Source organism: Citrobacter sp. RHBSTW-00944, from assembly GCF_013615435.1.
Classification (GTDB): domain Bacteria; phylum Pseudomonadota; class Gammaproteobacteria; order Enterobacterales; family Enterobacteriaceae; genus Citrobacter; species Citrobacter braakii.
On the sequence record NZ_CP055418.1, the window covers coordinates 3,590,896 to 3,610,019 of the forward strand.

Sequence of the window (19,124 nt, forward strand, 5' to 3'; positions counted from 1 at the left end):
CCTGGAAAAAATTAGCATATCTTATTGTCAGCATTTGTTATTGTTTTAAATAATAATTTTGATATGAGTTTAATATGTCTATTTATAAAATCCCGCTTGATCAAAACGTGCTGGACGCCGCTCTGGAGCGCATAACCTGGGCGCTGGAAACTCTGCCTCGGGTTTGTGTCTCTTTCTCCGGCGGGAAAGATTCAGGACTGATGTTACATCTGACAGCTATGCTTGCACGCCAACTGCATAAAAAAATTGACGTACTATTTATCGACTGGGAAGCCCAGTTTTCCTGCACTATTGATTATGTTGAGGCGCTTCGTGCACGTTATTCTGATGTCATCGAGCGCTTTTATTGGGTGGCTTTACCGCTCACCACCCAGAATTCACTCTCTCAATTTCAGCCAGAATGGCAGTGTTGGGAACCCGGTACTCCGTGGGTTCGCCAGCTTCCCACGGATGCCATAACCGATCCAGATTATTTCTCCTTCTATCAACCCGGCATGACCTTTGAACAATTTGTTCGCGAGTTCGCAGACTGGTATTCAGAGAAACGTCCAGCCGGCATGATGGTCGGGATCCGCGCCGATGAGTCATATAATCGTTTTGTCGCCATTGCCAATTCGCAAAAGCAGCGCTTTGCCGATGATAAACCCTGGACCACCAGCGCCCCCGGCGGGCATACCTGGTATATTTACCCGATTTATGACTGGAAAACTGCCGATATCTGGACCTGGTTCGCAAAAACCAGAATGTCGTGCAATCCCTTATACAATCTCATGTATCAGGCCGGTGTCCCAACACGTTACATGCGTATTTGTGAGCCCTTTGGCCCGGAACAGCGTCAGGGATTATGGCTATATCACGTCATTGAACCCGAGCGTTGGGCAACCATGTGCGCCCGTGTCAGCGGTGTAAAAAGTGGCGGAATTTATGCCGGTCAGGACAACCATTTTTACGGGCACCGCAAAATATTGAAACCCGAACATTTAAACTGGCAGGAATACGCCATGCTGCTGCTCAACAGCATGCCGGAAAAGACCGCTGAGCATTATCGCAATAAAATCGCCATCTATTTGCAGTGGTATAAGAAAAAGGGCATGGACAATATCCCGCAAACTCAGGAAAAAGATATTGGCTCAGCGGATATTCCGTCATGGCGGCGTATCTGTAAAGTCCTGCTGAATAACGACTACTGGTGCCGGGCGCTGTCATTCAGCCCCACAAAACCCAAAAACTACCAACGTTATAATGAACGCATGAAAATAAAACGCCAGCAATGGGGAATCTTATGCAACACCGACTAACTCAAGAACTCACTGGTTTTCTTTCTGGGCTGTCAGAAGAAGAACGAATTGAAGCAATCAACCAATTCAGAATGGCTATCCACAGCGTCAGCCCTTTTCGTGAAGAGCCAGTAGACTGTGTACTATGGATTAAAAACGAGCATATCTCACCCAATGACTATAACCCTAATAACGTTGCGCCTCCGGAGAAAAAGCTGCTGCAGAAATCCCTCGAAGCAGACGGATTCACGCAGCCCATCGTGGTAGTTCACTCCACGGAGGAAGAATACGAAATTGTCGATGGTTTCCACCGTCATGAGCTAGGTAAAAGCAAACCGTCGCTGAAATCACGCCTGCATGGCTACCTGCCGGTCACCTGTTTACAGCGTGAGCGCCATGAACGCATGGCAGCGACAATTCGTCATAACCGTGCCCGTGGGCGGCATAAAATTCATGCCATGTCGGAAATCGTTCGTGAATTATCACTACTGGGATGGAGCGCAGAGAAAATCAGTAAAGAGTTAGGTATGGACGACGATGAGGTTTTACGTCTGAAACAAATTAACGGTCTGCAAGAGTTGTTTGCCGACCGTCGCTTCTCCAAAGCCTGGACAGTAAAATAGCTACAGCGCAACCAGACGTTCGGCTGCCGCCAGCAGCGTCGATTCTTGCTTGGCAAAACATAGGCGAATCAGCTTATGCGGGAAAGGATCGGCGCAGAAAACCGACAACGGGATCGCGGCAACGCCTACTTCTTTGGTCAGCCACTGGCAAAACTCAACGTCGTTAAGCGTGGAGACGGCACTGTAATCGACCAGCAGAAAATAGGTGCCTTCACACGGCAAAATTTCCAGCCGGCTGTCACGCAGCGCGTTCACCAACACATCGCGTTTTTTCTGATAAAAGGCTGGCAACTCACGATAGTGTGTTGGATCCTCCCGCAGCATATCCGCCAGCGCCAACTGAGCCGGCGTATTCACTGAGAACGTCAGATACTGGTGTACCTTGCGTAATTCAGCGCTAATGGCGGCAGGCGCAACGCAGTAACCGACTTTCCAGCCGGTCATATGGTAGGTCTTCCCAAACGATGAAACGGCAACGGCGCGTTCGCGCAGCTGTGAATGCGCCAGCACGCTGGCATGTCCTTGTCCGGCGAAGCAAATGTGCTCATAAACTTCGTCGCTGATGACAAAGATCTCGCGTTCTCTAATCGCCTGCCACAGGGCATCAAAATCGGCGTGATGCCATACGGTGGCGGAAGGATTGTGCGGCGTGTTAAGGATCACCAGTCGGGTACGATCGCTGAGTACAGCGCTAAATTCCTGCCAGTTGACGCGAAAAGACGGCGGTTGCAGCGCGATACGTTTAACTACGCCGCCGGATAATTCGACCGCGGGCGCATAGCTGTCGTAGCTCGGGTCAAAACAAATCACCTCATCGCCAGGACGCACCAGCGCCGTAATTGCGGCGAACAGCGCTTCTGTGGCCCCCGCCGTCACGGTCACTTCACTATTCGCATCAGGTTTATAGCCATACAACTGCGCGGTTTTATCCGCAATGGCTTCGCGCAGCGGCTGTACGCCCGTCATCGGCGCATACTGGTTTGCGCCATGCGCGACGTGATACGCCAGACGTTCCTGCAAAAAAAGTGGGCCGTCAAAATCAGGAAATCCCTGCGAGAGGTTAATGGCCTGATGCTGCTGCGCCAGCGCGCTCATTTGCGTGAAGATAGTGGTGCCAAGATTAGGCAGTTTGCTTTGCGGAATCAGCGGGTTATTACTCATTATTGTTATCCCAGCGGGTGATGTTGTGGTTGAAGCCACTATAGCACGATGCTAGTATTTGGCAATCAAGACGTTCAGACGTCTATATAAAAATAACCTGCATTGACAGGACAGCCAAAAGGACAACACAACATGAGTAATACCGAGATTCGCGTCGTCACCGGCCCGGCCAACTATTTTTCCCATCCCGGCAGCCTGTCAAGACTCAACGATTTTTTCACCGCAGAGCAACTCTCACGCGCCGTCTGGGTGTACGGTGAACGCGCCATCGACGCGGCCCGCCCTTATCTGCCTGAGGCATTTCATCTTGCCGATGCCAGGCACCTGCTGTTTACGGGACATTGCAGCGAAACCGATGTTACTCAACTGGCAAAAGAGTCAGGAGAGAATCGCAGCGTGGTGATTGGTGTGGGCGGCGGGACATTGCTCGACACAGCCAAAGCGCTGGCTCGTCGTCTGGGTCTGCCTTTTGTCGGTATTCCTACTATCGCAGCGACCTGCGCCGCATGGACACCGCTCTCCGTCTGGTACAACGATGCAGGCCAGGCGCTGCATTTCGAAATTTTCGCTGACGCCAATTTCCTCGTGCTGGTCGAGCCAGAGATCGTTCTCAATGCGCCTGAAGAATACTTACTGGCAGGGATCGGCGACACGCTGGCGAAATGGTACGAGGCCGTCGTGCTCGCGCCTGAGCCGGAAAACCTGCCTCTGACCGTACGTCTGGGTATCCATGCTGCGCAGACGATCCGCGACGTCCTGTTGGAAAGCAGCGAGCAGGCGCTGGTCGATAAGCAACAAGGCACGTTGAGCCGCACATTTTGCGATGTGGTGGATGCAATTATTGCCGGAGGCGGCATGGTCGGCGGTCTGGGTGAGCGCTACACCCGCGTGGCGGCGGCGCATTCGGTACATAATGGCCTGACCGTGCTCCCGCAAACGGAGGAGTTTTTACATGGCACCAAAGTGGCGTACGGCATACTGGTGCAAAGCGCGCTGCTGGGACAAGATGATGTGCTGGCGCAGTTAATTACCGCCTATCAGCGCTTCAACCTGCCAACCCGGTTGGCTCAACTGGAAGTGGACATCAACAACCGCGCCGAAATCGACAACGTGATTGCGCACACCCTGCGCCCGGTGGAGTCCATTCATGCGCTGCCGGTAACGTTAACGCCACAGACGCTGCGCGCAGCCTTCGAAAAAGTAGAATCGTTTACGGTGTGATTATGGTGCGGGGATGCCTGATGGCGGCAACGCAGCGAAACCCTGGAGCTTACAAAAGGTAAGTGACCAGGGTGAACACGCCTGCAGCTTGAATGATGAAGTACATTAACAGCAGCGCGCGCCGCCTTTCCCCCCGTAGCGCGCATCCTGGCGTTCGCGGAAAAATTCTTCGTAGGTCATTGGCGTCAGGTCCGGATGCGTGACGCGCATATGCTCAACATAGTTGTCGTAATCCGGCACACCTATCATTAATCGGGCGGTTTGACCTAAATACTTCCCGGCTTTAGAGAGCGTTTCAAACATAGTGGTTCCCTGTCGAACAAACGCCCTCCCCATTCAGGAGAGGGCTCGTTGGTTAAGAGAATATTAGTGCGCGCCTTTCGCCTGCGCCACGATCTCTTCGACATTCTCAGGCATCGGTTCGTATGGCGTTTCTTTCGACGTAGGTTTGTCCTCTTTCAGTGCTGCCAGTGCAGTTTTGATGGAGAACAGACCCAGCACCACAACGACTACCATGAAGAAGATAGTGAGACCCGCATCCAGGCGGTTGTTAAACACCAACTGCGTCAGCTGCGACTGAGTGTACTGCGCCGGAATATTACCGCTGTCGATCATCGCTTGGAACTTGTTAGCGATGGCGAGGAAGCCAATTTTCGCATCCGGGCTAAACGCTTTCTGCCAGCCGGCGGTCAGGGTACAAATCAGCAGCCAGGCCGTTGGCACCAGCGCCACCCAAGCGTAGCGCTGACGTTTCATCTTGAACAGCACCACCGCGCAAAGCATCAACGCCATACCGGCCAGCATCTGGTTGGCGATACCAAACAGTGGCCACAGGGTATTAATACCACCCAATGGATCCACCACGCCCTGGTGCAAGAAGTAACCCCAGGCCAGCACGCACAGCGCCGTTGCCAGCAGGTTCGCAGGCAGCGAATCGGTACGTTTCAGACCCGGTGACACCACGCCCAGCAGATCCTGCAGCATAAACCGTGCGGCACGCGTACCGGCGTCTACCGCCGTCAGAATAAACAGGGCTTCAAACAGAATGGCGAAGTGATACCAGAACGCCACATCCATCATGCCGCCCAGCGCACCATGCAGAATATACGCCATGCCCACCGCCAGCGTCGGCGCACCGCCTGCGCGGGAAATAATGGATTGTTCGCCGACATCGTTCGCAATCTGATGCAGCGTATCAGGCGTGATAACAAAGCCCCAACTGCTCACAACCTGTGCCGCTGACGCAACCACATCGGTGGTTCCGGCAGGTGCCAGTACAGCCATCGGGCTGTTCATCGCAAAATAGACGCCCGGGTCGATAACGCAGGCCGCCACCAGCGCCATAATGGCGACAAAGGATTCCATCAGCATCCCGCCGTAGCCAATAAAACAGGCCTGACCTTCATTCGCCAGCATCTTCGGCGTGGTGCCGGAGGCAATCAGCGCGTGGAAACCAGAGACCGCACCGCAGGCGATGGTAATAAACAAGAACGGGAACAGGTTACCGCTCCAGACCGGGCCTGTACCGTCAACAAACTTGGTCAGCGCAGGCATGGTCAGCGTCGGACGCATGATCAGAATCCCTACCGCCAGACCAACAATGGTACCGATTTTCAGGAAGGTAGAGAGATAATCACGCGGCGCCAGCAGCAGCCACACCGGCAACACAGCGGCGACAAAGCCGTATCCCACCAGCATCCAGGTCAACTGTACGCCGGTAAAGTCAAAGTACGGTGCCCAGGTCGGGCTTTCAGCCACCCAGCCGCCGGAAATAATAGCAAACACCAGGAATACCAGACCGATAACCGACACTTCACCAATGCGGCCCGGGCGCAGATAACGCAGGTAAATCCCCATAAAGATCGCCAGCGGGATAGTAAAGGCGACGGTGTAGGTTCCCCACGGGCTGTGGGTCAGAGCTTTCACGACGATCATCGCCAGTACCGCGAGGATAATCACCATGATCATAAAACAGGCTACCAGCGCAATGACGCCCGCCGTTGGGCCCATCTCTTCTTTCACCAGTTCGCCAAGGGAACGACCATCGCGACGGGTAGAAACAAACAGCACCATAAAGTCCTGCACCGCCCCCGCCAGTACCACCCCGGCAAGCAGCCAGATCATACCCGGCAGATAGCCCATTTGCGCCGCCAGCACCGGTCCAACTAATGGACCCGCTCCAGCAATCGCCGCGAAATGGTGGCCAAACAGCACTTTTTTATCGGTAGGAACATAGTCCAGACCATCGTTATGACGCACAGCTGGCGTCATACGCGTCGGGTCCAGCGCCAGTACATTTTTCGCGATGTACAGGCCGTAGAAACGGTAAGCGATAAGGTAGACACAGACCGACGCCACGACTATCCACAACGCGTTGATCTGTTCGCCACGATTTAATGCGATATAGCCGAGGGCAAATGCTCCCATAACGGAGAGCACTGTCCAGACGAGGTACTTCCCTGATTTATTCATACTTGGTTTTCCGTTGTCCTGGTCAGAGAGATGTTACATTTTGTTTCTATAACATCTTTTCTGAATTTAACAACCTGACAACCATGTAAACCCGAAGTATCACTGAGTATTTACATTGCATTGTTAACTGGATCACTTCATTTAGCCGTTAACCCTGCAATTTCATTTTACTTTGTCGGGCGACTTCACCCCATCACCGCAGTGCCTAAACGACAGGTGCAACAGCGTCGTCCCTGCTCATCAAAGATGACGATTTCCCAGCTTTGACTCTGACGCCCGAGGTGCAACGGCTGGCAAACGCCGCGCACTTTCCCCTGCGCAACCGCCCGATGGTGCGTGGCGTTCAGTTCCGTACCCACCACACACTGCCCGTCGCGAGTCATCAGATAACCCGCCATCGAACCCAATGTTTCCGCCAGGGCCGCCGACGCGCCGCCGTGCAGCAGACCAAACGGCTGATGCGTCCGGCTATCCACCGGCATTTCGGCTTCCAGCACATCATCCCCCAGTCGGGTATAGACCATGCCTAAATGCGCCACCATCGTGTTCTGACTGGTGGCATTCAGTTCATCCAGCGTTAAATGACGTTTCCAGATCATCGTCATGCCCCCAGCGTGGAGCCGCCGTCCACCACGATATCCTGAAGCGTAATGTGGCTCGCCAGATCGGAAGCGAGGAATAAAATCGTGTTAGCGATTTCCTGTGGCCGGGCGATTTTCCCCAGCGGAATGCCGAGCTTGAACTGCTCGCCAAACCCACGAATTCGCTGTTGCTCCGCGTCATCGCTGACCCACAACGTACGCTGCATGTCGGTGTCGGTCGAGCCTGGCGAAACCACATTGCAACGCACACCGCTGCCTGCCAGTTCAAGTCCGACGGTCAGTGCCAGGTTTTTCAGCGCGGCTTTTGACGCACCGTATGCGCTCATACCGATACGCGGCGTGTGCGCCGCATCCGACGCGACGGTCACGATTGCCCCGCCCTGCTGGCGACGAAACTGCGCCATCGTCTGCTGAAACAGATTGAACGCCCCACCAACGTTAACCGCAAACGTCTGCTGCCACTCCTCAATGCTCAGCGCATCGGTGGCCCCCATACGCAAAATACCCGCCGCATTGACCAACACATCCAACCGCTCGCGCGTTTGCAGGACGCGCTGACACACCTCAGCCACCTGTTCAGCATTCGCCACATCCAGCACTTCGGTGGCAAACGGGTAATTATCCTGAGAAAATTCACGATCGAATCCTGTCACCTCAGCACCCGCTTTCACAAACGCCAGCGCCGTGGTGTAGCCAATCCCTTTTCCCGCGCCGGTTACCCAGACGGTTTTCCCTGCGAAGTCAAATCCAGACATTACTTCACCTCGCGAGAGAGCAGCGTCCACCAGGCGTCAATGGTCGGGTTTTTCGCCAGCATCACGAAGTCAATATCGCCATGAACCTTACGCCAGCGTGCCGCCAGCGCCATCATGCGCACGGAATCCAGTCCGTAGTCGATCAGGTTTTCGTCATCCATCGGTTCTTCGGACTCATCGAGCAGCGGCAGAATAATGCTGCGTAACGCATCTTTGCTGGCCGGTACCGGCGTCGGTAATAATTCCTGAGTCATCACCACACGCCCGGAGCGTCCCGCCACGTATTTCAGCGACATCAGATGTTCGTCACGGCTAAAGTCTGCCAACGCATCGGCAACCATAAACGGCTTGATGTCGCGCATAAAGGCGTCCGTTGCGGTGGTCATACAGCCAATATGCGCATACACGCCGGTAATGATCAGTTGATTACGTCCGGTCTCCTTAAGCATCTGCTCCAGCGGGGATCGATGAAATGCGCTGTAACGCCATTTCACCAGAATGGTATCCGCTTCATCCGGCGCCAGCGCCTCTACGATTTTCTGCTGTTCCGGCGAACGCGTCAGTCCCGGTCCCCACATATCATTGAGCAGAGCGCGGTCTTCATCACTCTGTTCTTTCGGCTGAGCGGTGTAATACACCGGAATGTTATGCTCTTTGCAGTACTGACGCAGTGCGGCGATGTTAGCGACGACCTGCTCCATCATCGGGCAGTTATCGCCCCAAAAACCGATAAAATAGTCCTGCATGTCGTGGATCAGCAGTGCGGCGCGTTCGGGGTCAAACGCCCAGTCCACTTTGTTCACCGGAACATCAAGCGCCGTGGGTAGCGCATAAGCCTGCAGTTTAGGAATTGCCATCTCTTATTCTCCTTCAGGCCAGTGAACGTGATGCCAGCCACTGACGTAATTGTTTTTTATCTACTTTCCCAACCGGAGTCAGCGGTAACGACTCAACGCACTCTACGCGGTCAGGTAATTTAAATTCCGCTACGCCCTGTTCGCGTAGAAAACGACGCACCTGCACCGCTCGCAGCGGCTCTTTTACCACCAACCAGGCACAGCTTTTCTCGCCCATCAGTTCGTCATCCATACTGACCAGCGCGGCATGGATCACCATCGGGTGGCGCAGCAGCAGGTTTTCAATCTCTTCTGCAGCGATCTTCTCTCCACCGCGGTTGATCTGATCCTTCTCGCGTCCCTGGACGGTGATGTAGCCATCTCGATCGATGGCGATCAGATCGCCGGAGCAGTAAAAACCGTTGGCGTCAAAGGCGCTGGCATTGTGCTCAGGACTGTTGAAGTAGCCGCGGAAGGTGTATGGGCCACGCGTCATCAGGCGCCCGGTTTCTCCCTCGGCTAAAGGGTTGCCGTCAGCGTCTGCGACCCAGACTTCATCATCGGGACACATCGGGCGGCCCTGGGTATTGATGATGCGTTCAGGACTGTCGTCCAGACGGGTGTAGTTCACCAGCCCTTCCGCCATGCCGAAGACCTGCTGCAGCTGGCAGCCAATCTCCGCCGGAATACGCGCCGCAAGCGAGGCGGAAAGCCGAGCCCCACCGACCTGTAGCAGCGTCAGCGAAGCCAATTGCGCATTGCTCCCCCACTCCGCAATTGCCTGCAGCCACAGGCTCACCGCTGGCGGCACCAGCGCCGTGACGTTAACCTGATGCTGTTCAATCAGAGGGAAGCACAGGGTGGCGCTCGGGTCAGCCGCCAGCACGACGGTGCCGCCAGCCAGGAATACCCCCAACGCGCCAGGCGAACTCATCGCGTAGTTATGCGCCGCCGGGATCGCGCATAAATAACGCGTTTCCCCGGTGAAGCGGCAAATCTCATTACTGCGACGCACGCTGTAGTAGTAATCGTTATGGGTACGAGGAATCAGCTTTGGCGTCCCGGTAGTCCCGCCAGAAAGCTGGAAATAGGCCACCTCATCAGCAGGCGATGGCGTGGCGGAAAAATCAGTCGCAGGCTGGCTTATCGCCGTTTGCAGATTGTGTTCGCCTTCATCATTACGCAGTTGCACCACGCGCACTGAATTGTGTTCAGCCACAAAAGCGTTAAGAAAATCGTCTCCGCTAAACAACGCATGCTGACGATCGGCAATCAGCAGCGCAGGTTCGATCTGTTTCGCATAGGCGTTAAGTTCGTTTCGCTGATGGCTGAATAATGCCAGCACCGGAGCTACGCCCAGCTTGAGCAGCGCAAAGAAAGTGATATACAACTCAGCCACGTTGCCCAGTTGCACCAACGCGGTTTCGCCGGGTTTGATCCCCTGACGGCGCAGACTGCAGGCGAGATTGTCAGTGGCCTGATTCAGTTGACGATAGCTCAGATGGCGTTCGCCATCGATCACCGCCGTATGGTCGCTGTCGGCGTGACGGGTCAGAATGTCGGTCAGCGGCAAATCCTGCCAGTAACCTTTTTCACGATAGCGGCGGGCAAACTCCTCCGGCCAACGGGTGAAAGGAATACTCATTATCGCTCCTTAGAGGCCTGGTCAATAAGGCTCTTAATGCAGTCCAAAAACATTCAACATCGTGGAGAGTTTGGCTCCCGTTTCACGCCATTCCGCAACCGGGGAGGAAGCCGGAACAATCCCGGCACCGGCAAAGAAACGTACCTGATTACGCAACAGCTTCGCACAACGGATCGTCACCACCCATTCGCCGTTGCCTTGGGCATCACACCAGCCGACAATGCCACCGAACAGTTCGCGATCGAACGGCTCCAGCTCGGCGATCAGTTTGCGCGCAACCTGATGCGGGAAGCCGCTCAGCGCAGGCGTCGGATGCAGCAGGCACGCGAGCGTCAGGGCGTTTTCTTGCGCGTTGGCTTTACCCTCAAACGGCGTGCCGAGGTGCCAGAGCGTAGGCGTGGTGACCAGTTGCGGAGAAGAAGGGAGTTGCAGTTCACGGCTGCGATCGCGCAGGACATTTTTCATGGCCTGCGTCACCAGTTTGTGCTCATGGCGATCCTTTTCGGACGCCAGCAGGCGGATGCCCGCCTCACGGTCCAGCACATCGTCCGGTTGACGTCGTGCCGAGCCTGCCAGCGGTAATGAGCTGAAACGATCGCCTTCTTTGCGTAACAGCAGTTCCGGACTGGCGCCAATCAATACGCCACCGTCTTCAAGGGGAACGTGAAAGTTGTAGCTCGCCGGATTTTGCGCCACCAGGCGCTCCAGCAGCGCCCCACTGTCAATATTGGCATCAGCGGTAATATCGATCAGGCGTGACAACACCACTTTGTCGACTTCCGGGGTTGCCGTCAGCGCAGCCGCGCGAGCGACCATATCTTCAAAGAAGTTCTGTTCCGGGATCGATTTACGTTCAACAACGTTCAGCGACTGATGCGCGTTAAAGTAACGAGATGATTGCTGCTTCGCCGTTCGGGAGAACGTCTGCCATGACTGGGGAATAAACAGCGATGACGGCTGGCGGGTGTCAAAAGGAATCGCCCCGACCATGATGGGGTTAGCGATACCCTGCGCTTTGGCATCAGCAAACAGCGCATGCATTTTTTGTTGGAAAGGGCTGTCTGGCGAATCGCCATCAATTGCCGGTTCCGCATAGCGGGCGAAGCATCCTGACGTCGTAAAACTACGGTACGGCGACATAAAGAAAAAACTGTCGGGAGCGAGCGTCGGCATAGTCTGCGTTTTTTCCTCGGCCAGTGACGTTTCCATATCATCCTCCAAAAATGATAAAAGCTCTAATAATGATTATCATTTATATTTTCGGTCGCTAACCTAAAAGCAAAGCGGCGGTATGTCAACTCTTGTGGCAGCACAATGTGCGACTTTGGCTTGCATCCTTGTCCACTAATAATGAAAATGAGAAGCATTACTTATACTGATAACAGGATGCTGATTCGTGAGTCTCCCCTCTTTTTGTCGCACCGTGCTCTTACTGGCAGGTTTGTCTATTTCAGGAATTTCTTCAGGTTATGCCGCCGACTGGCCGCGTCAGGTTACCGACAGTCGTGGTACGCATACGCTGGAACATAAGCCGCAGCGAATTGTCTCCACCAGCGTCACCCTCACCGGCTCGCTGCTGGCAATTGATGCCCCGGTCATCGCCAGCGGCGCTACTACGCCGAACAATCGCATCGGCGATGCACAGGGCTTTTTACGCCAGTGGAGCGAAGTGGCAAAGGCACGCAAACTGAGCCGCCTGTATATCGGCGAACCGAGCGCTGAGGCCGTGGCAGCGCAAATGCCGGATCTGATTCTGATCAGCGCCACCGGGGGAGATTCAGCCCTCGCGCTATACGATCAGCTGTCCACCATTGCGCCAACGCTAATCATTAATTACGACGACAAAAGCTGGCAGGCGCTGCTGACGCAGTTAGGTGAAATTACCGGTCAGGAGCAACAGGCGGCTGCGCGTATTGCCGAGTTTGATAAGCAACTGCAGGCGGTCAAGCAGCGTATTACCCTGCCGCCGCAACCGGTCAGCGCGCTGGTATACACCGCTGCAGCGCACAGCGCCAACCTGTGGACGCCTGAGTCGGCGCAGGGCAAGCTGATGGAGCAGTTAGGGTTCACCCTGGCACCGCTGCCTGCCGGATTGCACACCAGCCAGAGTCAGGGCAAACGCCACGATATCATCCAGCTTGGCGGTGAGAACCTGGCGGCTGGCCTGAACGGCGAAGCGCTGTTCCTGTTCGCTGGCGACAACAAAGATGCCGACGCCATTTATGCTAATCCGCTGCTGGCGCATCTGCCTGCCGTGCAGAATAAACGTGTTTACGCCCTGGGTACGGAAACCTTCCGTCTCGACTACTACAGCGCGACCCTGCTGCTGCAACGTCTGTCAGCTCTCTTTTAATCGCCAGCGCCGGATACGGCTAACGCCTTATCCGGCCTACAAACCGTAGAAGACAACGCTATCCGGCATTCACGGGCATTTGTCGGAATCGGCGCACTTCTCCCAGCAACAGCAGCAGTAGCAGACCGACAATCACCAGCCCAAACCCACTTACGCTTGCCGAAGCAACCGGTGTCATCATCGCCCCCAACCCCCCTAACAGCGCCGCGCCGATCGCATCTCCTGTTACGTTCTGCGCAGTCCACAAACCGTTAATTCGCCCGAGCATCGCTTCTGGCGTCTGCGTCTGTAACAGGGTGTACTGCAACAAAGAGCTGACCGCACTCAGCCAGCCGAACAGCGCCAGGCAGACAACGCCAAGCTCCCAGACCGGCATCAACCCAAACAGACCGATAGCCAGGAACGAAGCCACGGTCGATACCAGCATGATCAGTCCCGGACGCACGCTGTGCGCCAGTTGCCCGCTGGTCAACGCGCCCACCGCCGCGCCAAGAGGAATGGCCGCATACAGCAGACCTATTTGCGCGCTCGACATTTGCCAGTTAATCGCCAACGCGGGATACAACACGCGCACGGCGCTCGCCATAGTCAACAGACCGCCAAGCAGCGCAATGCCGCCAATCAGCGGACTGGCAAGCAGAAAGCGAAATGCTGCCAGCAGCGATTTTAGCGGATGCTCGCGCGGCTGCGGCGGAGGCGGCAGCGCAGGAAGGCTCAGCAACGGCAGCAAGGTAATGAAAGTGCCCGCCGCCGCCAGACCGTAGTTCCACGCCACGCCACCGGTCGCGAGCAATACCCCGCCAAGCATCGGCGAAATAACCGAACCCAGACGTACCGTCAACATGGTAATCGCCCCGGCCTGCATCAAATTCTCCCGCCCAACCAGCGCCGGTGTTGCCGCCAGCAACGCGGTCACGCCCAGCGAGGCAAAGAAACCGTCCCATAAGCCAAGCAAATAAATCGCCAGTAACGACGGTTCGGGCAGCAGCGCATTCAGACACAGACCAATAAAGCCGATTCCGCAGGTTCCACGAGCCAACAGGATCACTTTTTTACGCTCATAGCGGTCGGCCAGCACCCCGCCCACCATCAGACCAATAAACATTGCGCTGCCGGTCAACGTCACTGACAAACCTACCTGCCAGGTCGACTGGGTCATCATCTGGATCTGTACCGGAACCGCCACGCCGAGTAGCCCCAGAGAGACAATGGAAATAAAACGGGCGAGGAAGACGGCGCGAAATGCAGGGTGGGTCTTTAACAGGCTGAGATTGAGCAGCCAGGATTGTCGATTCATTACAGAGCCTTACCAGGTACTTTTTCAATATCCATTCGATGGCTGCACATGCTAACATATCCAAATAAGATCGATAACGATAATTACTATCATTATCAGGGAAGTTGATATGTCATGCTCTGTTTCCGCGACACGTGCCTTCGCCGTGCCCGGACTATTGTTATTACTTGTTCTCACCACGGTATTAAGTCTGGTTATTGGCGCCAAGTCGCTACCGGCCTCCGTGGTGCTGGATGCACTTACCAGCAGTTGTCAAAGCGCTGATTGCACCATCGTGCTGGACGCGCGACTGCCGCGCACGCTGGCGGGGCTGCTCGCCGGTGGGGCGCTGGGTCTGGCTGGTGCATTAATGCAAACGCTCACGCGTAACCCTCTCGCTGATCCCGGCATTCTGGGCGTTAACTCCGGTGCCAGCTTCGCTATTGTGCTGGGAGCCGCGCTGTTCGGCTTTTCCTCTGCGCAAGAGCAACTGCTGATGGCCTTTTCCGGGGCGCTGGCCGCGTCGCTTATAGTGGCCTTTACCGGCAGCCAGGGCGGCGGGCAGTTAAGCCCGGTACGCCTGACGCTGGCGGGCGTTGCGCTGGGCGCGGTGCTGGAAGGATTATCCACCGGAATCGCCCTGCTCAACCCGGATGTCTACGATCAGTTGCGTTTCTGGCAGGCCGGTTCATTGGATATCCGCAGCCTGCAAACGCTGAAGGTCGTCCTGGTGCCGGTACTGATTGCCGCGGCTGTCGCGTTATTCCTTAGCCGTGCTCTGAATAGCCTGAGCCTCGGGAGCGACACCGCCACCGCGCTTGGCAGCAAAGTCGCTCGCACGCAGTTTATTGGCCTGTTGGTGATTACCGTACTGTGCGGCAGTGCGACCGCGATTGTCGGCCCTATCGCCTTTATCGGCCTGATGATGCCGCATATGGCGCGCTGGCTGGTGGGGGCAGATCACCGTTGGTCGCTGCCCGTTACCCTGCTGGCAACCCCCTCTCTGTTGTTAATTGCCGATATCATCGGTCGCCTGATTGTCCCCGGCGAACTGCGCGTTTCAGTGGTCAGCGCATTTATCGGCGCGCCGGTGCTTATCTTTCTGGTACGCCGGAAACCGCGCGGGGGTGGCGCATGATGCACCTCTCCCGCCGCCTGATAGTCAGCAGCCTGCTGCTGGTTGTAGGTTGTCTCGCCGTTGGCTTGTGGAGCCTGCGTAGCAGCGTCGTGACGCTGGAAACCCAGCAAATTATTGCCGCTCTGCTTGGCGATGCGCCGCGCAGTATTACGCTGGTGGTGACCGAATGGCGTTTGCCACGCGTGCTGATGGCGCTATTGATTGGCGCGGCGCTCGGCGTGAGCGGTGCAATATTCCAGTCGCTGATGCGCAACCCGCTGGGCAGCCCGGATGTGATGGGTTTCAATACCGGTGCCTGGAGCGGTGTGCTGGTGGCAATGGTGCTGTTCGGACAGCATCTCACCGCTATCGCGCTTGCGGCCATGGTTGGCGGGGTCCTGACGTCTCTGGTGGTCTGGGCGCTCGCCTGGCGCAATGGTATCGACACCTTCCGGCTGATTATTATTGGGATCGGCATACGCGCCATGCTGGTTGCGTTCAACACCTGGCTACTGCTGAAGGCATCATTAGAAACCGCGCTGACCGCCGGACTGTGGAACGCCGGATCGCTCAATGGCCTGACCTGGGCCAAAACCTGGCCTTCTGCCCCACTGATTATCCTTATGCTGGTGTGCGCCACGCTGCTGGTGCGCCGGATGCGTTTACTGGAAATGGGTGATGACAGCGCCTGTGCGCTTGGCGTCAGCGTAGAGCGCTCACGTCTGATGATGATGCTGGTTGCGGTTGTACTAACCGCTGCCGCCACCGCGCTGGCTGGCCCTATCTCGTTTATTGCCCTTGTCGCCCCACATATCGCGCGGCGGATTAGCGGCACATCGCGCTGGGGATTAACCCTGTCGGCGCTGTGTGGCGCGTTGCTGCTGTTGATGGCGGATTTATGCGCCCAACAGCTGTTTATGCCTTATCAGCTTCCGGTGGGCGTTGTCACCGTAAGCCTCGGCGGTATTTATCTTATCGTCTTGTTAATTCAGGAGTCCCGCAAAAAATGATCGAATCAGTAGCCCGTTTGCGTGGCGACCAGTTAACGCTGGGTTATGGCAAATTTACCGTAGCGGAAAACCTCAATGTGTCGATTCCAGACGGTCACTTCACCGCGATTATCGGGCCAAACGGCTGCGGAAAATCTACGCTACTGCGCACGCTTAGTCGTCTGATGACGCCCGCGCACGGTAAGGTCTGGCTCGACGGCGAGCATATCCAGCACTATGCCAGCAAAGAGGTTGCTCGCAGAATAGGTTTGTTGGCGCAGAACGCCACCACGCCGGGTGATATTACGGTACAGGAGCTGGTTGCCCGTGGGCGCTACCCGCACCAGCCATTGTTTACCCGTTGGCGAAATGAGGATGAAATCGCGGTCTCAAACGCAATGCAGGCGACGGGAATCACTCATCTTGCGTCACAAAGTGTGGATACCCTTTCCGGTGGACAACGCCAGCGCGCATGGATTGCGATGGTGCTGGCGCAGGAAACGTCGATTATGCTGCTCGACGAACCTACCACCTGGCTGGATATCAGCCATCAGATCGATCTGCTGGAGCTGCTGAGTGAGCTAAACCGGGAGAAAGGGTATACGCTGGCCGCCGTTCTGCACGATCTTAATCAGGCGTGTCGCTATGCGACGCATCTGATTGCGCTGCGTGACGGAAAAATTGTTGCCGAGGGTGCGCCGAAAGAGATCGTCACCGCGCAGCTTATTGAAAAAATCTATGGTCTGCGCTGTATGATTATCGACGATCCAGTTGCCGGAACGCCGTTAGTGGTGCCGCTTGGGCGCAATAAATAGCAAGATTTACCGTCTGGCGGACTGTTCGCCGCCAGACGAAAAGGCATCACACCAGTTGTTGGTCAATAAACGTCATTTTTTGCTTACGCGCCACCATGGCGTAATTCAGCAGAACACCACCACACGCCACCATGCCACCCAGCAAAGCTGCCAAAATAACGATCATCGATTTTGCCGGACCATCTTTATGCACTGGCAGCGAAGGTGAAAGTTGATATTTAAATGGCGTAAATTTTACATCATTCACATTCATAGCTAACAGCTGTTCAACGTGATATTGGCGGTTACGTAATTCACCGTTAATTTCAGCAACATCCGTTACCGACTTTTCTATTTCTAATTTACGTGCAATGCCGTCAGCGCCCAGTGAAATAGAGAAATCAGGGTCATCTTTCACCGCCTGACCATTACTGTAGACCGGTTTTTTAATCCCAGCGGCATTCGCAATTTCCAGTGAATAATGCAGTCGCTGGATTTTGGCGTCCAGTTGATTCTTAAGCCTGACGCGATCCATCTCCAGTCTTTCTTTCTCAAAGCTGGTTTTGATGGACAGTTTATTACGAATATCTTCCAGCGTTTCTTTCACCACAGCATCAGAAATATACTGGATATAGCCCTTCAGCACAGACTGGGCTTCTTCAGCCTGGGGCGCGGTAAAACTTAGCGTCCATGCGGTATACAGCGAAGTCTCATTCTTTTTTCCCACATTGCTGTCAACGGCGTTCATTTTTTCACTGAGCCTGACAATTGCCCGATGCAGGTCCATGGTGATGCTGCCAACTTACTGATTTAGTGTATGATGGTGTTTTTGAGGTGCTCCAGTGGCTTCTGTTTCTATCAGCTGTCCCTCCTGTTCAGCTACTGACGGGGTGGTGCGTAACGGCAAAAGCACTGCCGGACATCAGCGCTATCTCTGCTCTCACTGCCGTAAAACATGGCAACTGCAGTTCACTTACACCGCTTCTCAACCCGGTACGCACCAGAAAATCATTGATATGGCCATGAATGGCGTTGGATGCCGGGCAACCGCCCGCATTATGGGCGTTGGCCTCAACACGATTTTCCGCCATTTAAAAAACTCAGGCCGCAGTCGGTAACCTCGCGCATACAGCCGGGCAGTGACGTCATCGTCTGCGCGGAAATGGACGAACAGTGGGGATACGTCGGGGCTAAATCGCGCCAGCGCTGGCTGTTTTACGCGTATGACAGGCTCCGGAAGACGGTTGTTGCGCACGTATTCGGTGAACGCACTATGGCGACGCTGGGGCGTCTTATGAGCCTGCTGTCACCCTTTGACGTGGTGATATGGATGACGGATGGCTGGCCGCTGTATGAATCCCGCCTGAAGGGAAAGCTGCACGTAATCAGCAAGCGATATACGCAGCGAATTGAGCGGCATAACCTGAATCTGAGGCAGCACCTGGCACGGCTGGGACGGAAGTCGCTGTCGTTCTCAAAATCGGTGGAGCTGCATGACAAAGTCATCGGGCATTATCTGAACATAAAACACTATCAATAAGTTGGAGTCATTACCCAGGTCCATTTCATCGATATCCGCGCCTTTCAGTTGTTCCATCACGTAAGGAGAAGAACGCAGATACTCTTCCAACAATGAGGGTGACTGAAATTTTTTGATAAACAGATTAAATACTTCACCACGGCTAACGTTAATATCCATATCCAGCACGCGCAATTTGGTCAACGTATTTTCGAGGTTCTGCCACTGGACGGGCTCGGCCGGCGTCACGATGGCCTGACTGGTCCATTTTTGCGGTAGTAGAAAAGAGACCAGAATACCCACACAGGCAAAGGCGAAAACGGTCGCCATAATTTTCGTCCTGGCGCGCCATAAGATTTCGATTAGATTAACTAAATCGATTTCGTTAGCATTTACCGCTGGCTGAGGATACGCAGTAAAATCCGAAACGTTATCTTGCTTAATATTTAATGATGACATGTGTGTGACCTGAGATCCGTACCCA

General features: G+C 55.0%; 17 protein-coding genes and 2 pseudogenes. 8 read left to right on the top strand and 11 right to left on the bottom strand.

What is annotated here, in order from left to right; genetic code table 11:
• Positions 1–74: 74 nt before the first annotated feature.
• Together HV334_RS17370 and HV334_RS17375 are read left to right on the top strand one after the other, a co-directional pair.
• Positions 75–1,298: a phosphoadenosine phosphosulfate reductase gene (locus HV334_RS17370; RefSeq protein ID WP_181220692.1), complete on the top strand. Its 1,224-nt coding sequence runs from the start codon at positions 75–77 to the stop codon at positions 1,296–1,298.
• Positions 1,283–1,900 (top strand): ParB/RepB/Spo0J family partition protein, encoded by a 618-nt coding sequence (locus HV334_RS17375; RefSeq protein ID WP_047501774.1) that lies wholly within the window; start codon positions 1,283–1,285, stop codon positions 1,898–1,900. The genes HV334_RS17370 and HV334_RS17375 overlap by 16 nt, the downstream gene beginning before the upstream one ends.
• On the opposite strand, the gene HV334_RS17380 is transcribed toward HV334_RS17375, so the two are convergent.
• A complete protein-coding gene (locus HV334_RS17380) occupies positions 1,901–3,061 on the bottom strand; it encodes a pyridoxal phosphate-dependent aminotransferase (protein ID WP_181220693.1) in 1,161 nt (386 codons plus the stop codon).
• Between the two features lie 132 nt (positions 3,062–3,193).
• Between HV334_RS17380 and HV334_RS17385 the strand changes: the two genes are divergently transcribed.
• The gene (locus tag HV334_RS17385) at positions 3,194–4,282 is read left to right on the top strand and encodes an oxidoreductase (RefSeq protein ID WP_181220694.1); all 1,089 of its coding nucleotides are present in this window, start codon (positions 3,194–3,196) and stop codon (positions 4,280–4,282) included.
• Positions 4,283–4,387: 105 nt separating this feature from the next.
• Here the strand turns inward: HV334_RS17385 and HV334_RS17390 are convergent, their stop codons facing one another.
• The 7 genes from HV334_RS17390 to entC form a co-directional block, all read right to left on the bottom strand.
• A complete protein-coding gene (locus HV334_RS17390; protein WP_019076244.1) occupies positions 4,388–4,585 on the bottom strand; it encodes a YbdD/YjiX family protein in 198 nt (65 codons plus the stop codon).
• A 63-nt stretch (positions 4,586–4,648) separates the two neighbouring features.
• A complete protein-coding gene (gene cstA, locus HV334_RS17395; RefSeq protein WP_016152202.1) occupies positions 4,649–6,754 on the bottom strand; it encodes a pyruvate/proton symporter CstA in 2,106 nt (701 codons plus the stop codon).
• Between the two features lie 185 nt (positions 6,755–6,939).
• Positions 6,940–7,353 (bottom strand): proofreading thioesterase EntH, encoded by a 414-nt coding sequence (entH, locus tag HV334_RS17400; protein ID WP_029139447.1) that lies wholly within the window; start codon positions 7,351–7,353, stop codon positions 6,940–6,942.
• 2 nt (positions 7,354–7,355) lie between these two features.
• The gene (gene entA / locus HV334_RS17405; protein WP_103765998.1) at positions 7,356–8,111 is read right to left on the bottom strand and encodes a 2,3-dihydro-2,3-dihydroxybenzoate dehydrogenase EntA; all 756 of its coding nucleotides are present in this window, start codon (positions 8,109–8,111) and stop codon (positions 7,356–7,358) included.
• Positions 8,111–8,968 (bottom strand): isochorismatase, encoded by an 858-nt coding sequence (locus HV334_RS17410; RefSeq protein ID WP_016152199.1) that lies wholly within the window; start codon positions 8,966–8,968, stop codon positions 8,111–8,113. The genes entA and HV334_RS17410 overlap by 1 nt, the downstream gene beginning before the upstream one ends.
• Positions 8,969–8,981: 13 nt before the next feature.
• The gene (entE, locus tag HV334_RS17415; protein ID WP_047358073.1) at positions 8,982–10,592 is read right to left on the bottom strand and encodes a (2,3-dihydroxybenzoyl)adenylate synthase EntE; all 1,611 of its coding nucleotides are present in this window, start codon (positions 10,590–10,592) and stop codon (positions 8,982–8,984) included.
• Positions 10,593–10,625: 33 nt separating this feature from the next.
• Positions 10,626–11,801, bottom strand: a complete 1,176-nt coding sequence (gene entC, locus HV334_RS17420) for an isochorismate synthase EntC (protein WP_181220695.1) — start codon at positions 11,799–11,801, stop codon at positions 10,626–10,628.
• Positions 11,802–11,988: 187 nt separating this feature from the next.
• Here entC and fepB point away from each other — a divergent pair, with 187 nt between their 5' ends.
• Positions 11,989–12,945 carry a Fe2+-enterobactin ABC transporter substrate-binding protein gene (gene fepB, locus HV334_RS17425; RefSeq protein ID WP_016155944.1) on the top strand — a complete coding sequence of 319 codons (957 nt, stop codon included), beginning with the start codon at positions 11,989–11,991 and terminating at the stop codon, positions 12,943–12,945.
• A 58-nt stretch (positions 12,946–13,003) separates the two neighbouring features.
• Here the strand turns inward: fepB and entS are convergent, their stop codons facing one another.
• Positions 13,004–14,242, bottom strand: a complete 1,239-nt coding sequence (gene entS / locus HV334_RS17430; protein ID WP_016152195.1) for an enterobactin transporter EntS — start codon at positions 14,240–14,242, stop codon at positions 13,004–13,006.
• 109 nt (positions 14,243–14,351) lie between these two features.
• Between entS and fepD the strand changes: the two genes are divergently transcribed.
• From fepD to fepC, 3 genes are read left to right on the top strand one after another with little or no spacing between them, the layout of a single operon-like run.
• Complete coding sequence (gene fepD / locus HV334_RS17435; RefSeq protein ID WP_046275115.1) at positions 14,352–15,359, top strand: Fe(3+)-siderophore ABC transporter permease; 1,008 nt, start codon at positions 14,352–14,354, stop codon at positions 15,357–15,359.
• The gene (gene fepG / locus HV334_RS17440; protein WP_181220696.1) at positions 15,356–16,348 is read left to right on the top strand and encodes an iron-enterobactin ABC transporter permease; all 993 of its coding nucleotides are present in this window, start codon (positions 15,356–15,358) and stop codon (positions 16,346–16,348) included. Before fepD ends, fepG begins: the two co-directional genes overlap by 4 nt.
• Entirely contained in the window at positions 16,345–17,142 is a 798-nt protein-coding gene (gene fepC, locus HV334_RS17445) for an iron-enterobactin ABC transporter ATP-binding protein (RefSeq protein WP_046275116.1), read from the top strand. The genes fepG and fepC overlap by 4 nt, the downstream gene beginning before the upstream one ends.
• A 46-nt stretch (positions 17,143–17,188) precedes the next feature.
• Here the strand turns inward: fepC and wzz(fepE) are convergent.
• Positions 17,189–17,908 (bottom strand): annotated as a pseudogene (wzz(fepE), locus tag HV334_RS17450) (LPS O-antigen length regulator Wzz(fepE)); the annotation flags it as partial.
• A 55-nt stretch (positions 17,909–17,963) separates the two neighbouring features.
• Between wzz(fepE) and HV334_RS17455 the strand changes: the two are divergent.
• Positions 17,964–18,661 (top strand): IS1-like element IS1B family transposase gene (locus HV334_RS17455; RefSeq protein ID WP_095033700.1). Its coding sequence is split into 2 segments (ribosomal slippage): positions 17,964–18,213 and positions 18,213–18,661, totalling 699 coding nucleotides; the frame shifts between segments, so codons are not numbered across the junction.
• Between the two features lie 15 nt (positions 18,662–18,676).
• Here HV334_RS17455 and HV334_RS17460 read toward each other — a convergent pair.
• A pseudogene (locus HV334_RS17460) lies at positions 18,677–19,099 on the bottom strand (Wzz/FepE/Etk N-terminal domain-containing protein); the annotation flags it as partial.
• Between the last annotated feature and the right edge of the window lie 25 nt (positions 19,100–19,124).